We start from the raw sequence: 21,436 nt of genomic DNA, 5'->3' as shown, positions 1-21,436 counted from the left end.
TTTGCTCCGCTTCTCTCGTTTAGGCTTTGGATGCTTTGATGTTTTCAATGAACTGGTCAAACAGAGGGGCAACATCGTGTGGACCCGGGCTCGCTTCTGGGTGACCTTGGAAGCTGAACGCACTCTTATCGGTACGACTGATCCCTTGTAATGAACCATCAAATAAAGATTTGTGCGTCATCGCAAGATTCGCTGGCAAGGTATCTTCGTCTACCGCAAAACCGTGGTTCTGACTGGTAATCATCACGGTGCCTTTTTCAATCGCTTGAACAGGATGGTTAGCGCCATGATGACCAAATTTCATCTTCTTAGTTTTCGCGCCCGATGCCAATGCCAACAATTGATGACCGAGACAGATACCAAACACAGGCGTGTCTGTTTCTAGAATTTCTTTAATGGCTTGGATCGCGTAATCACAAGGCTCTGGATCGCCTGGACCATTTGAAAGGAAAACACCATCTGGGTTCATTGCTAGCACGTCTTTTGCTGGCGTTTGTGCCGGTACAACTGTTAAACGGCAACCGCGCTCAACCAGCATGCGCAAGATATTGCTCTTTACCCCAAAGTCGTAAGCAACGACATGGAAATCAAAAGATTCAGGCGTTGTATGGCCTTTCACAAGATCCCAAGTGGATTCCGTCCATTCATAAGCGGTTTTCACGGTCACTTCTTTGGCTAAATCCATGCCTTTTAAACCTGGAAAACCTTTCGCCGCCGCAATAGCCGCTGCTTCGTCGATATTATCACCCGCCATGATGCAGCCTGCTTGCGCACCTTTTTCACGTAAAATACGCGTTAGTTTGCGAGTGTCGATATCCGCAATGCCAACCACGCCTTTGCGCTTCAAGTAAGCATCTAACGATTCTTCTGAACGCCAGCTGCTTGCGGTCAAAGGAAGATCGCGGATGATCAGGCCTTCACACCATACTTGGTTGGATTCTTCATCTTCAGAATTGACGCCGGTGTTCCCGATGTGGGGATAGGTCAAGGTGACCATTTGTCGAGCATAGGAAGGATCAGTAAGAATTTCTTGATAACCAGTCATCGAGGTATTAAACACTACCTCGGCTGTTGAGGAGCCATCCGCTCCGATCGACACCCCTTTAAAAATTGTGCCGTCTTCCAGAGCCAGAATCGCTGATGTTGCCAAAGGAACCTCCCATTTAGAGCCTTTCAGGTTGCAAAAAAGCGAGATAAACCGGCGGCTCATCTCGCTTTTAGGAAATTGCGTTTTTGCCGTTTATTCAATGATCAGTAACCAATGAATCTCGCGTTCAAAAAATCTGCCTAATTCTACTCTTATCCCAGTTTTGCGTCCACCGAATTGCCGCGAAAACAGGTAAAAATGCAAGGTTTGCCTGCATTTTTTCTTGACTTATTAGTCAGGAATAATTAATCGAACCAGATAACAGTTTGAAGGTGACGAGATCTAACAAAGCAAACCGTCTGCTACGCTTTGCGTGGTTTCATAACCTTTTAAATTGCCTAATACGGTTAAAGCAAAAATCATCGCCGTCGCTGGGCCTTTGCCCGTTAGGATGTTGTCGTCCATCACGACAGGTTCATTGGCCATGTATTCAGCACCGGTTAAACCAGACTCAAACCCTGGATAACAGGTCGCTTGTTTGTCCATGACAAAGCCGTGAGTCCCGAACACCACCGCCGGCGATGCACAAATTGCAGCCAATAAGGCGTCTTGCACATCGTGTTTTTCCAACATCTCAATAAGCAACTTACAATCACGCAAATGCTCTGCCCCTGGCATGCCGCCAGGTAACACCACAGCGTCAAACAATTGCTCAGCCACATCCGTCAATAGGACATCACTTTCGACTTTTGTGCCGTTCGCCATGGTGATTTGTTTAGTTTCGTGGATACTCGCTACCGTGACGTCAACACCGCCACGACGCAATACATCAATAATGGTGATCGTTTCAATGTCTTCATTGCCATTCGCAACAGGAACCAATACCTTGCTCATCTTTCACCTCTACAGTCATAATGTCTAACGCAAACACGCTTCGTATGGTGTGTGTCGCGTAAATAAGCAGGCCGCCTCGCGACCTTGCTCCGTTTGATCGTTTTGTTTTACTTCATAATAATTTTTTCGACGCCCTACCAGGTCAAATCCGAGCGACTTATACAGTGCGATAGCGCCTAGATTCGATTCACGCACTTCTAGTAGATACTCTTTTGCCCCTTGTTCAGCAACATCCGTCATCCAGGTTATCATCAACCTTCGAGCCAAGCCTTGTCTACGGACGCCAGAATCTATCACAATTAATTCTAATTCAGACTGATCAAGTATTAGGCTTGCGACCAACCAGCCAACCGGTGTTTTCTTATGGTCGACAAGGGCTTCAACCACCCAATTGTGGCGACTCTGAAACGCGTCTTCGATGAGTTTTTCTCCCCAAGGATAGGGGTTCGACTCTGTGTCTAGTTTAATAACAAAGGGCATATCGGACACGGTGGCCCGTCGCAGAGAAAAGGAAGTCACCATAGAGCTCATACCATGCAAATAAAAAACACACTTACGAAAAGAACGCGGCTTGCATTATCTGCCAAGCTTCTTTGCGCAGTTCAGGAATACGATGCAATTCAGACAAACTGACAATACGCGCGGTTGGGTACTGTTTTAAGGGGCTGTTTGCAGGTAGGTTTTCTATTAATTGTGCAATATTATCCCCTGCAAGTACCAGTAAAGGCGCATGAGGAAAGCCTTTTATCAAGCGGCCAACATAGCTTTCAATGGCGCCAAATAACCAATCGGTACGTTGCCAAAAGTGTGGGTTCTTTAATTCACCCGGCCATGAAAAGGTACTGCCCTGCCACTCTTGAATCGGTTGTTTTAGTAAGGCTTGTCCCATTTTTAAGGCCAGTCGTTCCACTTCGTCTGCCTGAGAAAACACCTGAGGTACATCACTAAGAATTAATAAGGTGTTTGCGAGCGCATAAGCACGAATATTAAGCTGTACTACATGACGATCCGCAGACACTTCTGGCACGATATCAAGGTCTACCGCCAATTCTTCAATCGGCTGCAAATCCTCCACAATAATCTCTGGCCCAGCATTTAACTGCTCTCGCAAGTGGTGAGTCAGAGGCGCTTTCATTTCTGGCGCGATAGTTTCTGGCGCAATAGACGTGTCTGTCGGTCTTTTTGCCTCTGTTGGCGACGTGGCTACAAGGGCATTAAAACCACTTGGGCTGCTGTCATGGCGCGCATTGTTGGTGTTGTGAGTATGATCTGCCATCGGCCACGGTTGAGAAGGCATAACAACCGTGCCAGATACATGATTAAACGAGGCGTCTCCCTCTTTTAGCGACAACCAAGACACCACGCCCATTTGCCCTAAGCAATGGGTTTGAAATGCCTGATGGGGAGGAAGCTCTCGGGAGAATGCTTGGGACATAGTGGCCTTTTTTGCGTCTTAACTCTCATGAATCGACGAAGTGTATTCAGCTGAAGAATATACTTGTTTATGGCTCGACATGCCATATTCTAGACACATGAGGGCATGGTCTAGTCTTTCGTGACTCTGTATAATCCTGCCAATTGAATAAATTCAGCCTGTTTTTTTGCTCACGTTTTGTATTTAAACTCTTAACTTCCCATATAAGGTAGCCAAGCCATGACTTCGTTGTTTTCACGTGTTTCTGCGTTTCCCCGATTATTGGTAGCGGTCGCCGCACTGTTTATTAGCAGTGTCAGTTTGGCTGCGGATTTGCCTGATTTAAAAGGTCGCACTATTTTAGCCGTCACCGAAAACGCCTACACGCCACTGAACTTTGTCGACCCTGCAACCGGAGAAGGCATCGGCTGGGAATACGACGCCATGAATGAAATCGGCAAACGCCTCAATGCCAATATTGAATGGCACCTGAGCAGCTGGGACACCATGATCCAAGCGGTCAAACAAGGCCAATATGACGTGGGTATGGATGGCATCAGCATCAACGAAGAACGTGCGCAACAAATTGATTTCACGATTCCTTATATGACCTCTCAACAGTTTATGTTGGTACGCGCAGACGAAGACCGTTTTTCAGATGCCGCCTCGTTTGCTGCAAATGATGACCTCTACTTCGGTGCTCAGGCGGGTACAACCAACTTCTATGTCGCGGTTTATGACGTTCTAGATGGGGATGAAAACAACGCTCGTATTACGCTACTGGATACATTCGGGGCGTCTGTTCAGGCACTAAAATCTGGCGATGTGGACAGCGTATTAATGGATGCCGCCTCTGCACGTGGTTACATTGGTGCGAATCCAGGCGCTTTTAAGCTCGTGGGTGGCCCGTTAGGGTCTGAAGATTTTGGTTTTATCTTAACGCCAGATTCCGATTTAGTGGCACCGATAAACGCGGCCATTAGAAGTATGAAAGCGGACGGTACCATGGATGCACTCAATAAAAAGTGGTTTTTTGACTACAACCAATAGACGATATTGAAGTGCCACGATGCCTTTTAAAAAAAACCTAGAACGTACGCCTTGGTGGTTCGTTACCCTCATTATTATCGCGCTTGTTTTGTTGTGGAACATGGTCGCCGAGCAAAGCTACCAACGCATAGCCAGTGCGTTAAGTGCGGGCTTGCTGACAACAATAGGGGTGACATTTGCCGCCTTTGCTATCGCCAGTTTGTTAGGTCTATTAATCGCACTAGCAGGGTTTTCTCGTCATCGCGTTCTTCGTGAATTTGCACGCTTTTATGTGGAAGTGTTTCGTGGTGTGCCTGTTTTAGTATTGCTGTTTTACATCGCTTTTGTCGGTGCGCCAGAAATGGTCAAACTCTACAACTGGGCGCTGCAGATGCCTATCGAAGCGGGCTGGATTGACAAAGCACGTACCCGAGATTTCACCTTGTTATGGCGTGCTATTATCGCCCTCGCCATCAGCTACAGCGCCTTTATCGCTGAAGTATTTCGGGCAGGTATTCAGGAAGTCAGTAAAGGGCAAGTCGAAGCCGCCAAAGCCCTCGGATTATCCAACTGGCTACGCTTCCGACTGATTGTTTTGCCGCAAGCCATGCGCAAAATCCTACCGCCACTGGGTAACGACCTCGTCGCCATGATCAAAGACTCAGCGTTAGTGTCTGCTCTTGGTGTACAAGACATCACCCAACTTGGCAAAGTCTACAGTTCCTCTACTTTTCAATTCTTTGAAACCTACAACGTCGTCGCTTTTATGTACTTGGTATTAACCTTAAGCCTGTCTTTATTGATTCGCGCCTTCGAAGCACACCTAAGGCGCAATGATCATCATTAGGGGAATAATCCTTGCAAGCAATCTATTCTCCAGGCTCAGGTACTTCTTGTTTACTCACATTTTGTGATCGAGCAATAGAATCCGCAAAGTCCTTGTCATCTTGGTCTGCATCCAACCCGTCCTGGCCTTTGCCTTTAATGGGCGTAAAGGATAAGCAAGACAGCAACGGAAAATGATCCGACCCGATAGACGGTAATCGTTGAATGTTTTGTAGGGTAAAGTGGTCGCTGTGGAAAAGGTGATCCAGTGGCCAACGTAGTAATGGATAATCCACATGAAAAGTGTTGAACATGCCACGACCCACCCTAGGGTCAAGTAAGCCACTCAATTTACGAAATAAACGCGTTGTTCGAGACCAAGCCACATCGTTTAAGTCTCCCGTGACTATGATGGGTTGAGCACTGCCCGCCACACTTTTTGCCACGATCACAAGTTCTGCATCGCGCTCTATAGATTCCGTATTTTCCGTTGGGCTGGGTGGCGCAGGATGAACAAAATGCATTCGTATTTGATCACCCGTCGCCAACTCTAACAATGCGTGCATAGACGGAACGCCTTCTTCAACCAAGAAAGAAATCTCTTTTTCATACAACGGCAAACGCGAGTAAACATGCATACCATACAAATTGTCCAACGGGCATTTGATCGTTTCAGGCATGTCTTTTTCAAGTGGCTTTAACTGATCTTCCCACCACTGATCTGACTCAAGGGTGACAAGCACATCCGGCTGATACTCTTTTACCAGGGCAATCAATTTGTGGACGTCTCGATTCGATGTGAGCACATTGGCGGTTAAAATACGGATTTGTCGGCGGGTGTCAGTGTCGGTACTGCTTCGAACTTCTGTTTTCCACAGCCTGGTGTAAGGTAAAATCCACCAGAGTTGCCAGGCCAAACACAGCGCTGTTACGGCGATAAGAGCCCATGTTAGAGGCTCCGTGAGATTGAGCACGAATAACTGCAGCATCATCACGAAAGTGGCCATACCAGCGAGCTGCATTCTTGGAAAATCCATGCCTCGCACTAACCAATGTGAATGACGCAATATGGGTAATAACGTCGTGGTAACAAGCAAACCTGTTACCGTATAGAGAAAAATATCCAACCCCTAGCCTCCGTGAAAATCAATGGTTACGACCCTAAAACAGACTCATGATGCCCCTGCATTGTTAAACGCATTTTAATATACCATGCTGGTGACAGTCTTCTTCCTTTTCCTGCCTTTGGATAAAATAGAGCAATCATTCTAATTTGACATGATTCAAAACTATAGTAATAATTACTATAGTTTTAGCATGGAAGCAGAAAAATGAAAGTGTATGTTACGGATGACTTTTTAGATTTTATGCAAACGGTCAATATAGTCGATTCTAAAATAGCAGAAGTCGCTAAAGAGCTCTCTCTTGGTTTGCATGATGGTGAACTGCTGCCTAAGAGAATGTTCTTCATTGCAGGTTGGCGTAAGGCGGATGTGCCTAAGAAAGGGAAAGAGATTCCAAATAAACTGCTTGAGGCTTACAAACTGTTCGCTGAAGATTTGCTTAACATACCAGATCAGAAACTGACGAAAATGGTCGAGATTGGCTTACTCAAAGAGGTGGCTTATGAATGATACACGCATTGAACGTATACAAAAAATGGCAAAACGGTTTCATCAAGAAGATGCCATCAGCCAGATTACTATGCGAAAAATAGACGCCCTAGCGTTAAATGATAAACAAGAGAAAATGACGGCGACACGAATCAAAGCGATCAGGCACAAGGAACATATCAGCCAAGGTGTTCTCGCCAGTGTATTAGCAATGAGCACTGAAAGCATACAAAAATGGGAGCAAGGCAAATCTCAACCCAACGGTGCAGCAGCGCGCTTACTTTATCTTATTGATAAAAAAGGGCTAGAGGCTGTGTTGTAAAATCAGTGAGAGAACCTTGCCATTCTATTGATAGGGGCTTTGGTTTATTAGGGCTTCGGGCTAAAAAACAAAATGCACTAATGCTTGCAGCACCACGAATGACATTAAACCCGCCAAGATGTCGTCAAACATGATACCGAATCCACCGTGTACGTGTTTGTCGACCCAAGAAATAGGCCAAGGTTTTAAAATATCGAATAAACGAAATAAAACAAAACCTAAGACAATGTAGACCCAACCCGCGGGCGCAAGAAACATGGTAATCCAATAGCCGACAAATTCATCCCAGACGATGCCAGAATGGTCATGTACGCCCATGTCTTTCGAGGTTTTGCCACATAAATAAATCCCCACCAGTGAGGTGGCCACCAGCATAACGAGATACTCGGTCGTGCTTAAACCTTGCAGCAACCAGATAAAAATCGGTACCGCCGCTAATGTTCCAAAGGTGCCCGGTGCTTTAGGTGCTGCGCCAGAGCCTAAGCCAAATGCCAGAAAATGAATGGGATTACGCCATACAGACGCAGGGGCAGAGTTCGCCATGAATAATTACCTATCTATTAATAAATGTGTGCATGATGAAAAAAACAGGGTGCCATAATAAACATGATTAGAAGTGCTGCCAGCCAGAGAGTTCCCCCTCATAGCCTTGTACGACAAAGCCTGTTTCAACCACTTCGCCCACTTTGGTGCATTCCAAACCAAGGGTCTGAGCAATTAACGCCACCTCGTCGGCTTGCGTTTTTGCTGCGGTAAAACACAATTCGTAATCATCGCCTCCTGTCAGCGCCAACGCAACGGCGGAGTCGGGTTGCCATTCTCGTAACGGCACGGATATCGGCAAGGCACTGGCCTGCAAAACCGCACCTTTATGAGACGCCTTCAGAATATGCTGTACGTCTTGCGCCAAGCCGTCAGAAATATCCATCATGGCGTGAGCAACGCGTTTCATCGCCATGGCAAAAATCAGTCGATGCTGGGGTCGCCAGTAACGTTCGTAAAAATAGTCAAAACGCTCACTCGATACCTGCCACTCGCCCGTCACAATTGGCACTGCGGCCGCCGCATCACCAAGCAGCCCAGTAACATAAATATCATCACCCAATTGCGCCGTGCTGCGCTTCACCGCGAGCGTTTTTTCAACATAGCCATGCACTTGTAACGTGATGGTCAAAGGCCCTTTTGTGGTGTCACCACCGACCAAGGCCAAGCCAATGGGTTCTGCCAGTTCCGCCATGCCTTGTGCCAAACCCGCTAACCATTGAGGATCGGAATCTGGCAAGGTTAAGCCCAAAGTAAAAAACGCTGGCTTGGCGCCCATGGCAGCCAAGTCACTGACACAGGACGCCACCGCACGATAGCCGATATCAACCGGATCGGCGTCGAAAGGAAAGTGTCGCCCTTCCACCAAGGTGTCCATTGAGAACACCAAACTTTGGTCTGACGGCACCGCAATCTGCGCACAATCATCACCAATACCTAACAAGATATCGTCGCGACCACGGGTGTCTGCCATGATAGACGCTTGAAATATGTGCTGAATTAACTCAAATTCCTTCAACGAATCGTCCTTTTAGGGTCAGCTTGACGAAATATCAAAATGACACACTGTATCAAGATGACACAGTGCGAGAAAAACAAACCAAAAGGATACCGTATTCATTGCCAGATGTCAGAGTAAACCCAATGCTCAGTCTGCTGAACGTTTTGCCCGCGTTTTTGGTGTTGGCACGACTTCTAAATAAAAGGATTTCCAATGCTGCTTTTGTGCCGCACTGATATTGGCGTTGATATCCCCTTCATGGATAGAATGCGCTTTATCGGCAACTTGCCCAAACTTACAGTTAAACCCCCAAAAATCAGCGCCTTCAGGCAGAGCCTTAGTACGCTCTTTTTTGATGTATTGTTTTACCTCATTTTTGGCCGTTTCGATAATGCGCTGGTAAGACATTTTAGGGTGGGAGAGAACAAAGTTCTTTTTCATGACAATCCTAAGCGTATTCGCTTGATAAGGGGAAGCAACAAAAAACGCCGCTTCAATAGCGGCGTATGATAACGAGATACTTTGTGTACAGCTACGACAAAAACACTTCTTCCACCACTTTTGCCAGGCGAAAAGTAGATGGCGTCGATGACTATACTTTAAAGCTGCCCACCTGCTGATCCAGGGCTTTAAACAGCCTAGTAATATCTTCAGATTGTTGTTGCAGCACATCAGAAACCGATTGTACCGAGTCGGTTTGGTCTTTCAATGACACCATATTTTGATTGATTTCATTGGCAACAATGGATTGCTCCTGCGTTGCCTGTGCGGTTTGTGCGGCCATTTCTTGGACCTTACCAAAGGACACTTGTAAGCGATCAAATACCTCAATCACTTCACCAAAGTTACTCACCGTAGATTGTGCGTTATCGCGACTACTCTGGATCACTTTAGACGATTCCGCCACATTGAGTTTCAGCTTCTCAATCATGGCTTCAATTTCGTTTGTACTGTCCTGCGTACGCGTCGCTAAAGTACGTACTTCATCGGCCACCACCGCAAAACCACGCCCTTGCTCACCGGCACGAGCCGCTTCAATCGCGGCATTGAGCGCCAATAGATTGGTTTGTTCTGCAATATTGCCAATCACTTCTAAAACAGACGTAATGCTTTCTGAGCTTCGCTGCAATTCTGCCGAACGCTCCAATGCACTTTCGATGTCCGACACCAGTTGCGTAATAGCGCGTTGCGAATTATTCACAGCGGCCATACCACCTTGGGTCAAACGGTTGGAGTTGGTTGCCTCAGTCGCTGTATCTTGCGCAACGGTTGCCATCTGCTGATTCGACATATCCATCTCATGACCGGCGCTAACAATAGAGGCCGATGCATTAGACAAGGCCGTTGTAATGTCTGAGGTCTTTCTGGACACCTTGGTGAGTTGGCCTGTCATTTCACCCAGTTCATCCGACTGCCTATGGATACTGGTGATGATGCCACGCAAATGATCCATAAAACCATTGAATTCACTCGCCAAATCGCCGAGTTCATCCTTCGTGGTAAAATCTATTTTCTGGGTTAAATCGCCATCCCCTTCAGAAATTTCTCGAATACGTTGGGCTAAATAACGTACTTGATCCGTTAATGTTTTGGGTGTTTTGTAGCTAAACCAAATCGCAATAATTAACCCCAGTGAAACGATAGCAACAGCAAATTTTAAGAACGCTTCTTCTTGCTCAATCAAGGTATTCTTAGTGGACGCGGCATGCTTATTGACCGCCTCACCGGCTTGGTCTAAACGGGCTCTTAACGCTTGGAAGGTGGCATTAGCTTGTTGCTCAGCATTTGCAAAAGAAGGCGCTTGCGCGTCAAGTGTGACGACGCGATCCGATGCGCTCAGCCAAGTTGAAAAGGCAGCATCAATATCCCCTAATGATTTTTGTACATCGGGTTCCATCGCCAAATACTGACGAAACAATTGAATGCGCTCTTTGACCTGATCGGCATTTTCAAGACGATCTTTTTCTTCTTCGTCTAGGTTACCAATACCGACAATCAGACGTTGCTCAGCCAACTTGGCTTGGTACAAATCTCGATCCGCATTTAGAATTACCGACGACGCTCTACTGTAGATATCTGCTTGGTTATTGAGTCCATCACCTAACTGTTTAATGATGTAACCCATAGAAACAAGTGCAACAATAAAAGTGATGCCCATGACCATAACGGGCAACGAACTTTTGACTCGAATAGACTGTAAACGCATGGACTTATTCCCCGATAGAAGGCATCGTCTGACGACAAAAAATAATGGTAGAGTGAATTTCTCGATCAGCGCAATCTGAATTAACAATTTCCTACATTTTTACCTAGCTTGGTAACGTATATGCACAACAACGATCATCACAATATGACTAAGGGTAACACAACATCATGACCTCTTTGATGCCGAGGGCAAAACTCGCCCTTGCCGCTTGGCTAGAAACGCACACTGATTTTCGACTGCCAACCGACGCCAAAGATTTACCGAGCGCCCTCAATGCACTCAACAATTACCCGGCAGCGATTAGCTACAGCGAACAGTTTTGGCGACTAAAACGTTACTTTATACGCACGCTGATGGCGGTCTTTGTTGTGTCTTTTATATTGGGATTTCTGGCGGTACCCTCGGCGTTCGCCACTCATCAGTCCAGTCAAATCAATATCTTTTGGTTGTTGCTCGTTCTATTAGGCTTTCATGGGCTCAATCTGCTGATTTGGAGCATAACCGTACTCTCAAGTCGAAAAAAAACCATGGGGCACAAAGGGGCGTTACTCAGCGTTTTGCTGTTCTTGAACAGAAAAATCGGTCAATTCACTCAGGTAGATCCCCATGTCAGTCAGGCGTTTCTTCATTGGCAATGCCCTCCTCGTGCCAATGTCTGGCTAGTCAGCGGCGTCTCTCATGGCGCATGGGCAAGCTATCTATTCGCGGGGTGGTTGATGACCTTACTGTTGTTATTAACCAATCAAGTGGACTTTGTCTGGGAAACCACCTTACTCAGCGATCAAGCTTTTCTCTCGCTGACCCAATCGTTAAGTAGTATTCCTCAATGGTTTGGTTTGGCGCTGCCTAATCATTTGGATATCTTGGCAAGTCGTGTGGACTTGGTGTCACAAACCGCCAGTACACGTCAGCATTGGGCCAATTTTTTACTGGCCAGCATCATGCTGTATGGTGTGTTACCTCGACTGCTCTTAGCTGGGCTCTGCTGGGGGCTTTATCAATGGCAACGGGCTCGCTTGCCACTCTCTAGCACGGAAGAAATCATTCAAAATCGCTATCAACACAAAGAAACGCAGATCAAACACATTGTCGATGCGCCAATGTCTTCCCCATCAAATTCAGCGACCACTGTAACAGACGACCAAGGCGCACTCTCGCCAGCCGCCTTATCCGGTCATTGGGCGCTATTCGAATGGAGCGATGCCACACCCGAATTGTTAGCTCAAGCGGCCTCCATTACGCTTCTCAACAGCCGTGATCAACAAGCACAATTCCTGACGTCGGCCGATGCAGCGCCTGTGTATGTTGTGGTAAATGGTGCACAAAGCCCGGATCGCGGTACGCGACGCTTTTTTACCGAGGCCAGCAAGTCATACCCCTCGTTGACACTGGTGATCGCTGGAGAAAAGACCGCGCCTTTTACCGACGATTGGCGACACTTGGCCGCTGACTTACAGCTTTCTTCAACCCCTCTTGCACACTGGGAGTAACGATGTCGATTTCTCTTCTCGTTGTTGGCCATGCGAACACAGGGAAAACGTCCCTTATTCGTACCCTATTACGCCGTCATGACTTCGGCGAGGTCAACAATCGCGCCGGTACCACACGTCATATTGAACGCGTTGAGATTCAACTTAACGACAAGGCCATCATCACACTCACTGACACTCCGGGGTTCGAAGACTCTATTGGGTTATGGGAAATTCGTCATAGCACTGACTTTGCAGGATACCAAGGCGCCGACTGGCTAATGCCTTTCTGTGATAGCCATTTTGCCCACGAAGCGTTTGAACAAGAAGCAAAGATATTAAAGCAATTGACGCAAACGGATGTGATCTTGTACGTGATCGATATGCGACAAGCCCCCCTTGGAAAATACTTGGATGAACTGGCATTACTTGCCAGTGTCAACAAACCGATTATTCCCGTACTGAATTTCAGCGCGACCCCAAGTGCGCATTTGGACGCATGGCGCACGGTTTTAGCTGAGCGACATCTACACGCTGTTATTAAATACGACACCATTGCCTTTTACTTTGAAGATGAAAAACGCCTCTATCAAAGTATTCAAAGCCTAATGTCCGACCACTACCAAACCATAGAAACGCTGATCGAATCACGGCAACAAGAAGCAAAACTAAGACGCACTATAGCGGGTAATCAATTGGCTGATTTACTGTTAAGTGCCGCCAGTACTCGAACAGAATGTCGCGTTTACCCTCCGAATCCATCAGAGTCAAACGCTTTTGAAGACACTATTCGCCGTTTAGAGCAGCGCTATATGACCCACTTATTGCGTCTTTACGACTTTCAACAAGACGACATATTGGCGACGCCTTTGGCCATTCAAAATAACCGCTGGGAACAAGACATTTTTGACACCGAGACACTGAAAGAATGGGGCATCAGTACCGGTACCAGTGCCCTAAAAGGCGCGGCCATTGGTGCCGGTATTGACGTTATGTCAGCGGGGCTCACTTTAGGCACGGCCACCACCCTTGGCGCTTTATTGGGTGCCACTTGGAAAACAGGACAGCATTACAAAGACACCTTAAAAAGTAAGCTGACTAAGCGCTATTACCTTTGCCTTGATCAAGCCACACTGACTTTATTATGCCTACGTGGCTTAAGTGCCATACAACATTTACACCAACGGGGACACGCCACGCAACACGCCTTTCAGTTGTCTGATCAAGGCACGGACACAGCACAGATGGAAAAAATACTGATTGAAAAAATAAAGCCGTTTTGGAAACAGGCGCAACAACATCCGGATTGGGCAAACGACCCTTTGCCCGATGATCACCCTGTCAAATACGATTTAAAAGAAGAGCTGATTACGTTATTAGACAACTGATGATGAGCCGGCTAATTCGGCATCTAAACGCTGTTTCGCTTCGTGCATACGGCTTTCACATAAGGCCAATAATGTGCCGACGTCTTCGGCATCAACACCTGCTGTGTCAATTGGATCGAGGGTTTCGACAATCACTCGTCCATTATTCCAGCGATTTAAATGCACTTGACGATGCGTGTCACTGCACACAATCGGCACGATCGGCACGCCGGCTTGAATGGCCGCGTAAAATGCTCCGCGCTTGAAGGGTAACCAACCTCGACCTCGACTGCGTGTTCCTTCTGGAAACATCAGAATAGACAACCCCGTCTTTTGCATACTCACCACCACCTGGTCAATGGTCGCTATTGCTTGTTTACGGTTATCTCGATTGATTAAAATATTGCCACTGACCCAATATAAAACGCCAAAAAAGGGAATCCATCGCAAACTTTTTTTGCCTACCGTCACCACGCCTTTCGGCACCATCGCCGCTAAGGTAAACAAGTCATAATTATTCTGGTGATTGCCCACATAGACGGCTTGAGGAACCTTATTCGCTGCCTCAGACTGTCGCGTCTCAACACGTAAACCAAATACTGGTGCCAAGCTAGAAAGCACATGAGCAAGATGATAAACGCGGTTTTTAGACCCCAAGGTCAATAAACAAAACACAATACCCAGCAGCGTCACAACGACAATCAAAGCGGCGAGCAGCACCATTCGTATTAACAACAACATATTGTAGATTACTCCTTAGTATTTGATGCCGACACTATTGTTTAAATAGACCAGTAATGTGTTTAAATAGACCAGTAGTGGTCTTGCCAATAATCCGCTTGATCCTCTGCAAGAAAACTCCATGCCACAAATCGGCTCATCTTTTGGCCTTGTGCCATGTTAATGGTTTTTACTTGTCGAGCACCGACTGTTTTTAACACACGATAAATCGCGTCTAAATTCTCTTGTCGCGCCACCAGCGACGTAAACCAAAAGCAACGATCGGCGTAATGTACGCTCTCTTTGACCATACGTGTAATAAAGCCGACTTCACCGCCCTCACACCAGAGTTCGGCTGCGGTTCCACCAAAGTTAAGGCGCGGCTTCGCCATATTGATACTCTTACCTTTGACGCCACGCCATTTACGTTGTGATTCACTCGCCATGGTAGATTCATTGGCGTGAAAAGGCGGATTACACAAGGTAACGTCAAAACGCTCTTGGTCTTTCCAAATCCCTGCAAACAGCTGAGACGCTTGGGTTTGCAGTCGAACTGAAATCGCTCCTTTTAAACAGGCATTGGACTTCACAATGGTGTCACACGTCGCCACAGCAACAGGGTTCACATCAGAACCCACAAACTGCCAGCCATATTCCTGATGACCAATAATGGGATAAACGCAATTCGCGCCCACGCCAATGTCTAAAACCTTAACGCCCTTGCCACGAGGAATATTTCCATTATTACTGTCGGCCAATAGATCCGCCAGGTAATGTAGGTAGTCGGCACGCCCGGGGATAGGTGGGCACAAATAACCTTCAGGGATATCCCAAAACGCCACACCGTAAAAGTGACTTAATAGCGCACGATTGAGTATTTTTACCGCATTAGGATCAGCGAAGTCGACCGATTCGTGACCATACTGGTTAAGCTGAATAACTTGGGATAACTCAGGACAAGAGTCAGCCAATAAACCAAAGTCGTAACGCGCACGATGAGGGTTGCGCGGATGCAGTTCCAACTTGTTTGAGCGTTTGCCCTTGATATTCTTGCTTTTTAAAACCACGTTCATGCCATTGTTAAAATGAAACTCAAAGTATAACGGAATTCTTAATGAGCAGACTATTAAACTGGGCCGTCATAACCATAAGGTAAAAGGTAAAATCGATAGGCCGAGGATAAGAGTCACCGCGATAAACGTAAAAAACGCTTCAGCGGGGTTCTCTTTGGCGTGTTGTAGGTAGCCTAAAATCCATTGCCCTAAAGAAATAGGACGCATGGTTTGAGCGCGTACCCTTTGATCCTCATGAATCAAAACGCGCGCTTTGATGGCTTGCTCTTTGTCTTTTACCCACAAACCCGCCATGGATACTTGCCAACGTCCGGCACTGGTCTCATAGAAAGCAATGTCGTTGTCTGTCAGCAATTGACGAATATCATCCGCCTCTTCGTCCGGAACGTATTTCAGCCGAAAAACCAATGTCGCCATAATTGCACTACAACCTGAACCTAAAATAAGAAGCGACACAGAGTAAGAGAAGCCGAAGCAGAACACAATCTTATCGCACCGCAAAACGAAGAAGGCCACAATTAAGTGACCTTCTATCAATAAAACCGTTAACGAAGTTTTGTATTAGGGTTTAACCTGCTGAATCACAATAGACAGATAACCCACTTCAAAACCAAATTTTGTCATCACAGATTCGTTCATGACAACACCGTCTTTCACCATGTACATGCGATCGTCTACGGTGACTTCTAAAATATCGCCATTGTATGGAACCTGCAGCACATACTTCATAAACAAGGCATTACCCGCTGATCGAACTTCACCTGATCCTACAACATCATTGGCCGTTGCCGTATAAGTGCCTTGGTCATTAGGCGTCATTGTCCAAGTACGATTTTGTACTTCACCATCGTCAAATACAAACACTTCCGCTAATGTGCCAACACCATCTTCCCAGCTACCATCAAGGGTGGCATTAAAATAGCGAATCACTTCACCACTGCGGTTTTTCAGAATACCATGGGCCGTTAGCTCACCCGAAAAGAATGTTTCCAAATTAAACTCAGGTTCATTTTTTTCGTATAAAGACACATCAGGTGTCGAGCACGCCGTTAGTAATACTACGCACAACAATGCCGCTATTTTTACGATTGTGTTTTGCCATAAAGTCCGCACAGTGATTCTCCTTAATTACAATTAAAAATAACGATACTGGATGTCCACATTTTCATATTTACCGTTCGCATCACAGATATTGGCACGACCGGTGAAACGCAAAAGTCGCTTATTCGTAGGATCATAGGCCACAATAATGGGATCAACGGCCATTTTTACTAGCCAAGACACAGGCGTTAAAGAAAAACACTGAGCGCCTTCTGCTGTCGAATCGACGCAATCCGCTTGACTCACACGAAAATCAAACGTCGCTTGCTTACTCGGTACTAAATAGGCCACATCGAGTTTTTTACCAGACGTTAACGGTGCCCAATACTGCTTTACGAAACCATCAAAACCGGCATCAATGACCATACCCTCTTCACGTTTGAGCGCCTTCTTATCTTGCCCTGCCTCGCTGTTTTCTTGGTAGACCACATTGATGTTGCCTACACGCTGACTGATCTCAATAAATTCGCCATTTCGATCGTTACGCTGCGTAAAGCTTGGCGTGACTTTAGACGTTGAAAAATCCAATCGTTTTTGACCAAAGATCTGGCCATCTGGCTCAGAATATTCCACATTGTATCTGTCATTGGTCAGGGGCTGGTGAGTTTCACGGTAAAGTAATGCCCCTGTTTTCACGCTGTAAGCCGTACCCACAATGTTAGAAAATGACGCCTCAGCAGCATGAAGGGGGGTACTTATTAAGGCGGCACACAGCGCCAAAGTACTAAATTGCACAGGTAGCCACTTAGTATCAAAAGATGCCATTACTTTGCTCCTTGTAGTGAAAATAAAGCCCATTTCTCACTCAATCTAATACCAATAGGTAAGACAAGCATCCACATTGCCCCAACCGCGAACAAAGACAAAATAGTCGGTTCAGCCAAGGTAATGCCCGCGAGTTTCGCCCCAGCAAAATAACTCATTGGTGGTCCGATCATGCCCATTACAGCACCCAAGACATAGCGTGAACGTAAAAAGTCCAAACTGTGGGCAAACATCGTGGCAACACTTACCCAAAGACACAACAACCAAATGGGTGGCAGCTTGAATGCATCTGGATCAGCGTTGGCAATCGAAAACAAACCTAGCTGGAAAAAAACACCATCAATAATGAATCCTAGACAGAGAAACACGCACACTAAACGCCACTCTCGCCGAGTACGCATAAAATATCTATCATGGAGAAATAAATACACCGCTGTGGCCGCCAGTGCCCAAGCACTGCCGAACAGCAAACAGATAAACCAGACTAGCTGAAACAAGATGGCATTAGCGAGGCGCATCATACCATTGGCTCCTTCATTGGCTCTGTTGGCTTTAACCGAGAGCGGTGATTTAAAACGGTTACCCTGAAACTTTATTGGTCAACGGGCAAAATGACATGGACGTCAAAAAAACAAATACTAAACTAAATAGACAAACGATGATCTGGCTTAGCAAAGATAAACTGGCTGGTACTGATCGCACGCTCCTTGAAGCCACCTTCACAATAAGCAAGATAGAAATCCCACATTCGACAGAACACACCATCAAAGCCCATTTCAGCTACATCATGACGTGCTGCATGAAAACGCTCGCGCCAGTCGGCCAAAGTCTTTGCATAGTGCTCAGTAATGTCTTCTAACCCAACGATTTGCATGTCGGTTTTTTCAGCGATTTTGTGAGCGATGACTTGGTTCGAAGGCAAGCAACCACCAGGAAAAATATAACGTTGGATAAAATCTACGGAACGACGAGCATAGTCATAACGTTGATCCGCAATGGTAATCGCTTGGATCACCATGACGCCATGAGGCTTCAACAAGCTACTGCATTTAGAGAAGTAGCTATCATAATATTCATGCCCTACTGCTTCGATCATTTCAACCGACACAAGCTTGTCGTACTGCCCGGTTAAATCTCGGTAATCTTCTAACAGCAATGTAATTTTATCTTCTAGACCCTCCGCTTCTACACGGGCCTTTGCAAAGTCGTACTGCTCTTGCGAAATGGTTGTGGTAGTGACCTTACAGCCATAATGTTTCGCCGCATGAATGGCCATACCGCCCCAACCCGTGCCAATTTCAATCAAATGGTCTGCAGAACTGAGTTGTAATTTTTGACAAATGCGATCCAACTTATGCACAGACGCTTCTTCTAATGACGCTTCTTTATGTGGATAAATCGCAGAGGAATACATCATGGTTGGATCTAAAAACAAGGAGAAGAAATCATTGCCTAAATCATAATGCGCGGAAATGTTTTCTTTCGAACCCTGCTTCGTATTGGCATTAAACTTGTGAACAAGCTTAGCGCCTACTCGACTCCAAATAGGACGTTTTGCGTCCATTTTGTTAATGACATTTAAGTTAGCTGTCATCAGGCGAATCACCGCCACAATATCAGGAGAAGACCAACTGCCTTTCATGTAAGCTTCGCCAGCGCCAATACTGCTGTTAGAAAAAATATCTCGATATGCATGAATGTCATGTATATGAATATGAGCACAGTAACTTGCTGTGTCTTCTGGCTCACCAAAAGTATGAGTTACCCCATTCTCTTCCAGTGTGAGGTGGCCAATTTCCAGGCGACCAAGCATTGTGAACACCATTTTGCGGGCTATATTGTCAAACCATGTTGTTGTGCGTTTCTTTGTCACTTTCAGATTGCCTATACTCGCGGAGTTCATCATTCTTGGTCTCCTTAACGGTTACTGTGTACTACTTATCAGACGTAGTAGACGATTGATCGGGGTGAGAATAAAAAGGGACTTTTTTAAGCCAGAGTTTGAGTGCTTGCCAGTAGATTCCCCACGCCACCTTCATCGTCATCACAGGGTAGTTAAACAATACCTTCGCCATAGAATGCGATGTGAGCGGTGTCCGAGACAGCGTTAAGGTAGCATCAAACACACATTGCTCACCTGTTAATTCTTTATTTTCCATGTGCACCGCCAATTTCTCATCGGGTGCATTGCTACGCCAATCATAAAAATGCTCCATGGGATGGAACGGTGATACGTGCATGTCCTTGTCAAAAATAATACGCTGCTTTTTTTGGCTTGGATCACAGCGCAATACATAGGCAATCTTTTCATTCCAAGGCGTGTTGGTCACTTCGAGCAACATGGCTTGCAGTTGCTCTTCCTCATCAAAACAGTAATACACGGTGATCGGATTAATGATAAAACCAAAATACCGACAGTTCGTTAACATTCGCACCGAGCCTGAAAGAGTCAGTCCAAGTCGTTGATTGACCTCTTGCAAAACGGCTTCCTTGATCGGTAGCGCGTTATCGCCAAAATAATCTTTGCGTGCAAAGCGCGCCAGCGACCAAGTGTTTGTTGACCACCAAGGGCTCATCTCTAGGACGCTCTCCAGTTCGTCCAAGTCAAAGTACATCATAAAAACGTTATAACGAAAGTCGTGAGTACGTGGTGAAAAGCGACGATGCCGAACCATTCCTTGATAAATGGCACTGTGCTTAGGAGCGAATTTTACCATGTCACACCCAGCCCGTTTGCAACACGAACACCACTCCAGCAGCCGTCTTCATGAAAACCATTACGCCAGTACGCACCACAAAACCACGTTCGATTCACGCCATTGATCTCTTGCCAACGATCTTGTGCTTTGATTCCTGCAAGAGTAAAGGTCGGATGGGAATATTGAAAACGCCCTAGAATTTTTTTCTCGTCAATGAGATCGGTTTGATTCAACGTCACCACATAGGTGGTATCACTGACAAAATGCTGAAGAATGTTCATGTTGTAACTCAGTGTCGCCGGCTTATTTCGGTCTTCACCAAGGTGGTAGTTCCAGCTTGACCAAGCCAGCTTTTTCTTCGGTAACATACTCGTATCTGTGTGCAGCACCACATCATTATTACGATAGGGAATCGCTGTTAATATGGTTTTTTCATCGTTTGATGCATCACCCAGTAAAGCCAAGGCTTCATCGCTGTGACAGGCAAATACAACCTGATCAAACGTTTGCTCTGAGCCATCCACGAACGTCAGTACTACCTGATTATCATGGCGCACCACCGACGCAATATGAGTATCCAGTTTAATTTTATCTTCAAACTGAGCCACAAGAGGTTGCAAATACGCCGACGACCCACCTTGGATAACGCGCCACTGCGGACGATCATTCACGCTCAATAAACCATGATTTTTGAAAAAACGCACAAAAAACACCAGAGGAAACGCCATCATTTCATCCAGTGTCGAGGACCAAATCGCACTGCCCATAGGAATGAGGTAATGGCTAGCAAAACGCGCACCGTAGCCCTTATCTTTAAGGTATTCACCTAAGGTAACGCCTTCTTTGAGTTGGCCGCCTTCAAGGTCTTGAATGGCTTCTTTATTGAAACGCAGAATGTCTTTCAACATACCGATAAAGGGAAAATTAAATAGATTACGACGTTGGGCAAATAAGGTGTTCAGGTTATTGCCACCGTACTCCAGACCCGTTCGCTGACAGCTGACGCTAAAGCTCATTTCAGTCGCGGTGGATTTCACCCCAAGTTCGTCCATTAAACGAATGAAATTCGGGTAAGTCCAATCATTGAAGACAATAAAACCTGTGTCTATATTGCGTGCTCCATTACCTTCAGGTACTTCAATGGTCGCCGTGTGCCCCCCAATACGTGCAGCCGACTCAAACACAGTGACGTCGTGCTCACGTTGTAAAAGGTACGCACTGGTTAATCCTGAAATTCCTGACCCTATAATGGCTATTTTCACTTATTTGTCTCCTTAAAACGTCTATTGTTATCAACCCGCCATGCAGA

The 21,436-nt window shown here is 46.1% G+C and carries 24 protein-coding genes; 6 read left to right on the top strand and 18 right to left on the bottom strand.

The window, feature by feature from the left end:
• Positions 1-19: 19 nt before the first annotated feature.
• The 4 genes from carA to LG368_RS11740 all read right to left on the bottom strand — a co-directional run bounded on the left by carA (position 20) and on the right by LG368_RS11740 (position 3,416).
• The gene (carA, locus tag LG368_RS11755) at positions 20-1,150 is read right to left on the bottom strand and encodes a glutamine-hydrolyzing carbamoyl-phosphate synthase small subunit (protein ID WP_226754916.1); all 1,131 of its coding nucleotides are present in this window, start codon (positions 1,148-1,150) and stop codon (positions 20-22) included.
• Between the two features lie 279 nt (positions 1,151-1,429).
• Positions 1,430-1,981: a DJ-1 family glyoxalase III gene (locus LG368_RS11750; RefSeq protein WP_226754915.1), complete on the bottom strand. Its 552-nt coding sequence runs from the start codon at positions 1,979-1,981 to the stop codon at positions 1,430-1,432.
• 24 nt (positions 1,982-2,005) lie between these two features.
• Positions 2,006-2,461: a ribosomal protein S18-alanine N-acetyltransferase gene (gene rimI, locus LG368_RS11745; protein ID WP_226754941.1), complete on the bottom strand. Its 456-nt coding sequence runs from the start codon at positions 2,459-2,461 to the stop codon at positions 2,006-2,008.
• 73 nt (positions 2,462-2,534) lie between these two features.
• Positions 2,535-3,416: a hypothetical protein gene (locus tag LG368_RS11740; RefSeq protein WP_226754914.1), complete on the bottom strand. Its 882-nt coding sequence runs from the start codon at positions 3,414-3,416 to the stop codon at positions 2,535-2,537.
• A gap of 219 nt (positions 3,417-3,635) precedes the next feature.
• Between LG368_RS11740 and LG368_RS11735 the strand changes: the two genes are divergently transcribed.
• Together LG368_RS11735 and LG368_RS11730 are read left to right on the top strand one after the other, a co-directional pair.
• Entirely contained in the window at positions 3,636-4,445 is an 810-nt protein-coding gene (locus tag LG368_RS11735) for a transporter substrate-binding domain-containing protein (RefSeq protein ID WP_226754913.1), read from the top strand.
• Between the two features lie 19 nt (positions 4,446-4,464).
• Positions 4,465-5,271, top strand: a complete 807-nt coding sequence (locus LG368_RS11730) for an amino acid ABC transporter permease (RefSeq protein WP_226754912.1) — start codon at positions 4,465-4,467, stop codon at positions 5,269-5,271.
• A 22-nt stretch (positions 5,272-5,293) separates the two neighbouring features.
• On the opposite strand, the gene LG368_RS11725 is transcribed toward LG368_RS11730, so the two are convergent.
• The gene (locus LG368_RS11725) at positions 5,294-6,376 is read right to left on the bottom strand and encodes an endonuclease/exonuclease/phosphatase family protein (protein ID WP_226754911.1); all 1,083 of its coding nucleotides are present in this window, start codon (positions 6,374-6,376) and stop codon (positions 5,294-5,296) included.
• 204 nt (positions 6,377-6,580) lie between these two features.
• Between LG368_RS11725 and LG368_RS11720 the strand changes: the two genes are divergently transcribed.
• A complete protein-coding gene (locus LG368_RS11720) occupies positions 6,581-6,883 on the top strand; it encodes a hypothetical protein (protein ID WP_226754910.1) in 303 nt (100 codons plus the stop codon).
• A complete protein-coding gene (locus LG368_RS11715) occupies positions 6,876-7,184 on the top strand; it encodes a helix-turn-helix domain-containing protein (RefSeq protein ID WP_226754909.1) in 309 nt (102 codons plus the stop codon). Before LG368_RS11720 ends, LG368_RS11715 begins: the two co-directional genes overlap by 8 nt.
• 60 nt (positions 7,185-7,244) lie before the next feature.
• On the opposite strand, the gene LG368_RS11710 is transcribed toward LG368_RS11715, so the two are convergent.
• The 4 genes from LG368_RS11710 to LG368_RS11695 all read right to left on the bottom strand — a co-directional run bounded on the left by LG368_RS11710 (position 7,245) and on the right by LG368_RS11695 (position 10,933).
• Positions 7,245-7,727, bottom strand: a complete 483-nt coding sequence (locus LG368_RS11710; RefSeq protein ID WP_226754908.1) for a phosphatidylglycerophosphatase A family protein — start codon at positions 7,725-7,727, stop codon at positions 7,245-7,247.
• Between the two features lie 67 nt (positions 7,728-7,794).
• The gene (gene thiL, locus LG368_RS11705) at positions 7,795-8,745 is read right to left on the bottom strand and encodes a thiamine-phosphate kinase (RefSeq protein ID WP_226754907.1); all 951 of its coding nucleotides are present in this window, start codon (positions 8,743-8,745) and stop codon (positions 7,795-7,797) included.
• Positions 8,746-8,874: 129 nt separating this feature from the next.
• On the bottom strand, positions 8,875-9,168 hold the full coding sequence (locus LG368_RS11700) for a DUF6172 family protein (protein ID WP_226754906.1): 294 nt from the start codon (positions 9,166-9,168) through the stop codon (positions 8,875-8,877).
• A gap of 151 nt (positions 9,169-9,319) precedes the next feature.
• Positions 9,320-10,933 (bottom strand): methyl-accepting chemotaxis protein, encoded by a 1,614-nt coding sequence (locus tag LG368_RS11695; RefSeq protein ID WP_226754905.1) that lies wholly within the window; start codon positions 10,931-10,933, stop codon positions 9,320-9,322.
• A gap of 167 nt (positions 10,934-11,100) precedes the next feature.
• On the opposite strand from LG368_RS11695, the gene LG368_RS11690 reads away from it, so the two are divergent.
• Together LG368_RS11690 and LG368_RS11685 are read left to right on the top strand one after the other, a co-directional pair.
• Positions 11,101-12,423 carry a DUF2868 domain-containing protein gene (locus tag LG368_RS11690; RefSeq protein ID WP_226754904.1) on the top strand — a complete coding sequence of 441 codons (1,323 nt, stop codon included), beginning with the start codon at positions 11,101-11,103 and terminating at the stop codon, positions 12,421-12,423.
• Positions 12,424-12,425: 2 nt separating this feature from the next.
• Positions 12,426-13,790 carry a DUF3482 domain-containing protein gene (locus tag LG368_RS11685; protein ID WP_226754903.1) on the top strand — a complete coding sequence of 455 codons (1,365 nt, stop codon included), beginning with the start codon at positions 12,426-12,428 and terminating at the stop codon, positions 13,788-13,790.
• Here the strand turns inward: LG368_RS11685 and LG368_RS11680 are convergent.
• The 9 genes from LG368_RS11680 to LG368_RS11640 form a co-directional block, all read right to left on the bottom strand.
• Positions 13,779-14,510, bottom strand: a complete 732-nt coding sequence (locus LG368_RS11680) for a 1-acylglycerol-3-phosphate O-acyltransferase (protein ID WP_226754902.1) — start codon at positions 14,508-14,510, stop codon at positions 13,779-13,781. The two genes, LG368_RS11685 and LG368_RS11680, sit on opposite strands and share 12 nt — an antisense overlap.
• A gap of 62 nt (positions 14,511-14,572) precedes the next feature.
• The gene (gene rlmF / locus LG368_RS11675; protein WP_226754901.1) at positions 14,573-15,556 is read right to left on the bottom strand and encodes a 23S rRNA (adenine(1618)-N(6))-methyltransferase RlmF; all 984 of its coding nucleotides are present in this window, start codon (positions 15,554-15,556) and stop codon (positions 14,573-14,575) included.
• 72 nt (positions 15,557-15,628) lie between these two features.
• Positions 15,629-15,979 carry a DUF6164 family protein gene (locus tag LG368_RS11670; RefSeq protein WP_226754900.1) on the bottom strand — a complete coding sequence of 117 codons (351 nt, stop codon included), beginning with the start codon at positions 15,977-15,979 and terminating at the stop codon, positions 15,629-15,631.
• A gap of 144 nt (positions 15,980-16,123) precedes the next feature.
• A complete protein-coding gene (locus tag LG368_RS11665; RefSeq protein ID WP_226754899.1) occupies positions 16,124-16,675 on the bottom strand; it encodes a DUF3833 domain-containing protein in 552 nt (183 codons plus the stop codon).
• A 21-nt stretch (positions 16,676-16,696) separates the two neighbouring features.
• Entirely contained in the window at positions 16,697-17,428 is a 732-nt protein-coding gene (locus tag LG368_RS11660) for a hypothetical protein (protein ID WP_226754898.1), read from the bottom strand.
• Entirely contained in the window at positions 17,428-17,949 is a 522-nt protein-coding gene (locus LG368_RS11655) for a DUF2878 domain-containing protein (protein ID WP_226754897.1), read from the bottom strand. The genes LG368_RS11660 and LG368_RS11655 overlap by 1 nt, the downstream gene beginning before the upstream one ends.
• 122 nt (positions 17,950-18,071) lie before the next feature.
• On the bottom strand, positions 18,072-19,331 hold the full coding sequence (locus tag LG368_RS11650) for a class I SAM-dependent methyltransferase (RefSeq protein ID WP_226754940.1): 1,260 nt from the start codon (positions 19,329-19,331) through the stop codon (positions 18,072-18,074).
• 31 nt (positions 19,332-19,362) lie between these two features.
• A complete protein-coding gene (locus LG368_RS11645) occupies positions 19,363-20,145 on the bottom strand; it encodes a DUF1365 domain-containing protein (protein ID WP_226754896.1) in 783 nt (260 codons plus the stop codon).
• Entirely contained in the window at positions 20,139-21,389 is a 1,251-nt protein-coding gene (locus tag LG368_RS11640; protein ID WP_226754895.1) for an NAD(P)/FAD-dependent oxidoreductase, read from the bottom strand. Before LG368_RS11640 ends, LG368_RS11645 begins: the two co-directional genes overlap by 7 nt.
• Positions 21,390-21,436: the final 47 nt, after the last annotated feature.

Source organism: Marinomonas algarum (genome assembly GCF_020532605.1).
GTDB lineage: Bacteria > Pseudomonadota > Gammaproteobacteria > Pseudomonadales > Marinomonadaceae > Marinomonas > Marinomonas algarum.
This window is presented reverse-complemented; position numbering and strand designations above follow the sequence as displayed.

Excerpts from the sequence above, each read along its gene's own strand:
- LG368_RS11695 (WP_226754905.1), bottom strand. The coding sequence starts at position 10,933 with ATGCGTTTACAGTCTATTCGAGTCAAAAGTTCGTTGCCCGTTATGGTC.
- LG368_RS11660 (WP_226754898.1), bottom strand. The coding sequence starts at position 17,428 with ATGGCATCTTTTGATACTAAGTGGCTACCTGTGCAATTTAGTACTTTG.
- LG368_RS11720 (WP_226754910.1), top strand. The coding sequence starts at position 6,581 with ATGAAAGTGTATGTTACGGATGACTTTTTAGATTTTATGCAAACGGTC.
- LG368_RS11655 (WP_226754897.1), bottom strand. The coding sequence starts at position 17,949 with ATGATGCGCCTCGCTAATGCCATCTTGTTTCAGCTAGTCTGGTTTATC.
- LG368_RS11645 (WP_226754896.1), bottom strand. The coding sequence starts at position 20,145 with ATGGTAAAATTCGCTCCTAAGCACAGTGCCATTTATCAAGGAATGGTT.
- LG368_RS11710 (WP_226754908.1), bottom strand. The coding sequence starts at position 7,727 with ATGGCGAACTCTGCCCCTGCGTCTGTATGGCGTAATCCCATTCATTTT.
- LG368_RS11690 (WP_226754904.1), top strand. The coding sequence starts at position 11,101 with ATGACCTCTTTGATGCCGAGGGCAAAACTCGCCCTTGCCGCTTGGCTA.
- LG368_RS11685 (WP_226754903.1), top strand. The coding sequence starts at position 12,426 with ATGTCGATTTCTCTTCTCGTTGTTGGCCATGCGAACACAGGGAAAACG.
- LG368_RS11700 (WP_226754906.1), bottom strand. The coding sequence starts at position 9,168 with ATGAAAAAGAACTTTGTTCTCTCCCACCCTAAAATGTCTTACCAGCGC.
- LG368_RS11650 (WP_226754940.1), bottom strand. The coding sequence starts at position 19,331 with ATGAACTCCGCGAGTATAGGCAATCTGAAAGTGACAAAGAAACGCACA.
- rimI (WP_226754941.1), bottom strand. The coding sequence starts at position 2,461 with ATGCCCTTTGTTATTAAACTAGACACAGAGTCGAACCCCTATCCTTGG.
- LG368_RS11670 (WP_226754900.1), bottom strand. The coding sequence starts at position 15,979 with ATGGCGACATTGGTTTTTCGGCTGAAATACGTTCCGGACGAAGAGGCG.
- LG368_RS11740 (WP_226754914.1), bottom strand. The coding sequence starts at position 3,416 with ATGTCCCAAGCATTCTCCCGAGAGCTTCCTCCCCATCAGGCATTTCAA.
- LG368_RS11680 (WP_226754902.1), bottom strand. The coding sequence starts at position 14,510 with ATGTTGTTGTTAATACGAATGGTGCTGCTCGCCGCTTTGATTGTCGTT.
- LG368_RS11715 (WP_226754909.1), top strand. The coding sequence starts at position 6,876 with ATGAATGATACACGCATTGAACGTATACAAAAAATGGCAAAACGGTTT.
- LG368_RS11735 (WP_226754913.1), top strand. The coding sequence starts at position 3,636 with ATGACTTCGTTGTTTTCACGTGTTTCTGCGTTTCCCCGATTATTGGTA.
- LG368_RS11750 (WP_226754915.1), bottom strand. The coding sequence starts at position 1,981 with ATGAGCAAGGTATTGGTTCCTGTTGCGAATGGCAATGAAGACATTGAA.
- LG368_RS11730 (WP_226754912.1), top strand. The coding sequence starts at position 4,465 with ATGCCTTTTAAAAAAAACCTAGAACGTACGCCTTGGTGGTTCGTTACC.